This window comes from Polaribacter sp. (genome assembly GCF_965656025.1).
GTDB lineage: Bacteria > Bacteroidota > Bacteroidia > Flavobacteriales > Flavobacteriaceae > Polaribacter.
The window spans coordinates 1-4,507 of record NZ_CBFHJT010000108.1 but is presented as its reverse complement, the minus strand read 5'-3'; the positions used below and the strand labels follow the sequence as shown (position 1 = coordinate 4,507).

Below are 4,507 nucleotides of genomic sequence, written 5' to 3'. Positions count from 1 at the left end.
TGGGATGGGAAACCATTAAATGCATAAAGTATATTTTTATAAATATTTTAAAAGCAACCATTTTTTGGTTGCTTTTTCTTTTAGCAAAGTTTCTTACATTTAGCAAATGAAAAAATACATATCTATTTTTTTTCTATCGCTTATTTGTTTTTCACTGCAATCGCAAGAAGATAAAGAACCTAAAACACAACCTTCTAAGTTTTTAGAAAACTTTTATTATACTGTAAATTTTGGTGGCATTTTTTATCCTTTTACAAATGATAATTTAATTGATGGTTATAAAACAGATACGTTTTCTAGAAATTATTTTTCTGGAAGAATAGGATTTGGTTATAAACTTAAAGAAGATTTAGCGTTACAGTTTGGCGTGATTAGACCTGCTGCTTGGTTTAAATACGACAATATAAATAACATTGGTTATGATAGAAGTGTTTGGGTTAACGCCTGGTACTTAACGCTAAAAAAGAGCATCAATCTTACAGAAAAATTATCTTTTTTTGCAGAATCTGGTGCAGCCAATGTCACCAGAATCGGCTTTTCTATAAATGACGAAGTAATATATCCGGATGCTCATTTTGGAAGTTTTATCTATGGTTTTGGGTTTAACTATAAATTAAGTGAACGTTGGCGATTGAATTTAAATGGAACATTTATTCCTAAAAGGCCTTCCCAAAACCAACCTTCTATTTCGCAAACTACTTTTGGTTTCGAATATCACATTCAAAAAATAGATAAAAAATTAGCCTTAGCTTATGCAAATGATAAAAAATACTTTTTTCCGAAAAATATTTTACAAGTTAGCTATGGTAACAGTGCAATAGGTTTTGGTGTCAATCGTTTTTTTGGTATGAGTCTAAAAGTAGGCAATTTTGAGAGTTTTGGAATTCCCGTTTTTTGGGTTGGCGAAGTAAAAGCAGCACAATCTTTCTCAATAACTTATCAAAGATTAGCCTTTAGAACGCAAAAGTTATTTTCTTTAGATTGGGGCGTTAGCGTTACCTATTTTAATACAGAAGCAACAAACGAAAATGTTTTTGCTTTCTCTATTTTTCCAACCATGCGTTTTTATTTACTTAGAAAAAAAGGGTTTGATATGTACACCAATTACTCTGTAATTGGACCTACTTTTTTAACTGTTAAAAATATAGACAAACTAAATACAGGCCCCAAAACAACATTTCAAGACACCATGGGTTTGGGTGTTTTCTTTGGTAAAAACCGAAGCTACAATGCAGAACTTAGAATTATGCATTATTCTAATGGCAATATTTTTCCTCAAAATTCGGGTGTCGCCGTTCCTATTCAATTTACTTTTGGTAAAACTTTTTAAAAGCTTACACATTTTTTATTTTAAAAAAATAAGAATTGTATTTTTGCTTTAATGATACAAAGAACTGTACAAACTTTTTCTGTTGATAACTTAGATAATTTTAAAAACCACCTGTTAACCTGGTCTCAACAATTTAATACGGCTCTTTGGTTAGATACTAACAATTACCAACAACAATATACTAATTTTGATGCGGCTTTGGCTGTAGAAGAATTCACTTCTATAAAAACCGATTATTACAATGCTTTCGATAAATTAAAAGAATACCAAAGCATTACCAATGACTTTATTTTTGGTTACATTTCTTATGATGTAAAAAACGATATAGAGCAACTCTCTTCTAATAATTTTGATGATTTAGATTTTGCTGATTTGTATTTTTTTCAACCTCAAAAACTAATTTTTATCCGTGGAAAAAATGTAGAGTTCCAATATTTAAATATGGTTGCTGATGAAATTGAAAGTGATTTTGAAGAAATTCAGAAAATAAAACCGTTTGACTGCGCTCAAGTTGACAAAAGTGACATCAAAATAAAACTGCGTATTCACAAAGACGAATATCATCAAAAAGTACAAAAAGTTTTAGAACATATTAAAAGAGGTGATATTTATGAAGCCAACTTTTGTCAAGAATTTTATGCAGAAAATGCCACCATACATCCTTTAGAAGTTTATAAAGATTTAAATAAAATTTCAGAACCACCTTTTGCTTGTTTCTTAAAAATGGAGCATCAATATGCCTTGTGTGCATCACCAGAAAGATATCTTAAAAAAGAAGGCACAAAAGTTATTTCTCAACCTATAAAAGGTACCGCAAAAAGGTTAATTAGTAAAATTGATGATGAAAAAATTGCATCTGATTTACAAAGAGACGAAAAAGAACGTGCAGAAAACGTAATGATTGTAGATTTGGTAAGAAACGATTTATCAAAAACTGCAATAATTGGTAGCGTAAAAGTAGAAGAATTATGTAAAGTATACCCTTTTAAACAAGTGCACCAAATGATATCTACAGTGGTTTCTGAAGTTGCAGAAAATACACATCCAGTAGAAATTATAAAAAGTACTTTTCCTATGGGAAGCATGACAGGTGCACCCAAAGTTTCTGCCATGAACATTATAGAAAATTTAGAAGAAACCAAACGTGGCTTATATTCTGGTGCTATTGGTTATTTTACACCAAAAGGAGATTTCGATTTTAACGTAGTGATTAGAAGTATCTTGTATAACGAAGAAAAAAATTACATTTCGTATTCTGTAGGTGGTGCAATTACTATAAAATCATCACCAGAAAAAGAATACCAAGAGTGTTTACTAAAAGCCAAAGCAATGAAATATGTGTTGCTGAATTCTAAATAATATTTATGATACCCAACAAAGAAAAATTGTTTCAAAAAACCTTAGAAAGTTTAGCAGAAAAACCAACTGAACAAAATATGTTCAACAAATTTTTAGAATTGCACCCAACTGAATGGAAACAACTTAAAATTGCCTTTTCTAAATTTAATAGAAGTAAACAATTTGGAAAAACCATTCCGCTACCAAAACCAGAAATGTCTTTACGAAAAGAGATTCGTGTTTGGTTGAAAAAAGAAAGTCAAAAATAGACCTCACAGGTTTTAAAAACCTGTGAGGTCCTGCTAATTACAAACTACAATAATTTCTAAATTATTCAGTACTTTTGAGCAACAGATGGAAGAAAAACTTAAGAATCATATTGCTAAAAATCTTCCTTTTTTAAAGGACAAAAAACTATTAATTGCTATTTCTGGCGGTGTAGATTCTGTGGTGTTAACACACCTATTAACTAGTTTAAATTTTAATGTTTCATTAGCACATTGCAACTTTCACTTACGTGAAGAAGAGAGTGATTTAGACGAAAAATTTGTAGTTGATTTAGGTGAAAAACTAAAACTAAAAACACGAATCATTCATTTTGCCATAGAACCCATTGGCTCTATACAATTAGCTGCAAGAGAATTGCGTTACGAATGGTTTCAAGAATTAATTGCAAAAGAAGGGTTTGATTTTGTACTCACAGCACATCATGCAGATGATAATTTAGAAACCTTTTTAATTAATTTAACTAGAGGTTCTGGTTTAGATGGTTTTACAGGAATACCAACTGTAAACGGAAATATTGTACGACCGTTACTACCTTTTTCTAGAGAAGAAATCATTGCATTTGCCAAAGAAAAAAATATTTCTTGGAGGGAAGACAAAAGCAACGCTTCTACCAAATATGTTCGTAATAAAATTAGACATAAAGTTGCACCTATTTTAAAGGAAATAAATCCGAATTTATTAGATAGCTTTTCTAAAACATTAGAAAATTTAAAAGAAAGTCAGCAAATTATTAAAGATAAAATTGATGATGTTTCTAAGGAAGTTATCAGCAAAAAAAATGATGTTTTTCGAATTGATATTTTAAAAACCCAAGATTTATCAAATCCGAAAGCCTATTTGTATCAACTTTTAAAAGACTATAATTTTACAGAGTGGAATGATGTTTACCATTTACTTTTTGCACAATCTGGTAAACAAGTTTTTTCTAAAACACATGTTTTATTAAAAGATAGAAATCAGTTGATTTTATCTGAAAGAGATTTTTCAAAAAAACTCGAAATAACCTACAAAATCGAAGAAAACACCAAAGAAATTACAGACCCAATTCATTTAATTTTCGAAAATGTTGCGGAAAAATCAATAACTACCACAAACAGTATTTTTGTAGATAAAACAAAATTAAAATTTCCTCTTATTTTAAGAAAATGGCAAAATGGCGATTATTTTTATCCTGCAGGAATGCAAGGAAAAAAGAAATTGAGTAAATACTTTAAAGACGAAAAATTATCACTATTAGAAAAAAAAGAAATTTGGTTGCTTTGTAACCAAAATAATGATATTATTTGGGTGATCAATAAAAGACAAGATAATCGTTTTTTAGACAAAAGCCTGAAAACTAGTTTAAAAATTATATTGAATAATTAAGATTTTGTACCTTTCTAAAATTAATCAACAACAGCTATTTATGAAAAAATTATGCCTTTTATTAACCATTTTAATAATGTTTTCTTGCCAATCAGAAAAAACAGTAGACTATGCCATTATATCTGGTAAAATAGAAAATGCAAAAACAGAAAAACTAACCCTTTATAGTCAGTATGATACTAGTAA

At 29.2% G+C, this 4,507-nt stretch carries 4 protein-coding genes; all 4 read left to right on the top strand.

All coding sequences use genetic code 11. From position 1 onward, the window contains the following. Positions 1-106 precede the first annotated feature (106 nt). The 4 genes from ACTG3S_RS13925 (at position 107) to tilS (ending at position 4,321) form a co-directional block, all read left to right on the top strand. Positions 107-1,330 (top strand): acyloxyacyl hydrolase, encoded by a 1,224-nt coding sequence (locus ACTG3S_RS13925; RefSeq protein WP_439129939.1) that lies wholly within the window; start codon positions 107-109, stop codon positions 1,328-1,330. 51 nt (positions 1,331-1,381) lie between these two features. Further along, positions 1,382-2,689, top strand: coding sequence for an aminodeoxychorismate synthase component I (pabB, locus tag ACTG3S_RS13920; RefSeq protein WP_439129938.1), 1,308 nt, complete (start codon positions 1,382-1,384; stop codon positions 2,687-2,689). Between the two features lie 5 nt (positions 2,690-2,694). Beyond that, complete coding sequence (locus ACTG3S_RS13915) at positions 2,695-2,937, top strand: hypothetical protein (protein WP_439129937.1); 243 nt, start codon at positions 2,695-2,697, stop codon at positions 2,935-2,937. Between the two features lie 85 nt (positions 2,938-3,022). Then, the gene (gene tilS, locus ACTG3S_RS13910; protein ID WP_439129936.1) at positions 3,023-4,321 is read left to right on the top strand and encodes a tRNA lysidine(34) synthetase TilS; all 1,299 of its coding nucleotides are present in this window, start codon (positions 3,023-3,025) and stop codon (positions 4,319-4,321) included. The last annotated feature ends 186 nt before the right edge of the window (positions 4,322-4,507 follow it).

Bases quoted from the DNA above. Each gene is read 5' to 3' on its own strand.
- ACTG3S_RS13925 (WP_439129939.1), top strand. From the start codon at position 107: ATGAAAAAATACATATCTATTTTTTTTCTATCGCTTATTTGTTTTTCA.
- pabB (WP_439129938.1), top strand. From the start codon at position 1,382: ATGATACAAAGAACTGTACAAACTTTTTCTGTTGATAACTTAGATAAT.
- ACTG3S_RS13915 (WP_439129937.1), top strand. From the start codon at position 2,695: ATGATACCCAACAAAGAAAAATTGTTTCAAAAAACCTTAGAAAGTTTA.
- tilS (WP_439129936.1), top strand. From the start codon at position 3,023: ATGGAAGAAAAACTTAAGAATCATATTGCTAAAAATCTTCCTTTTTTA.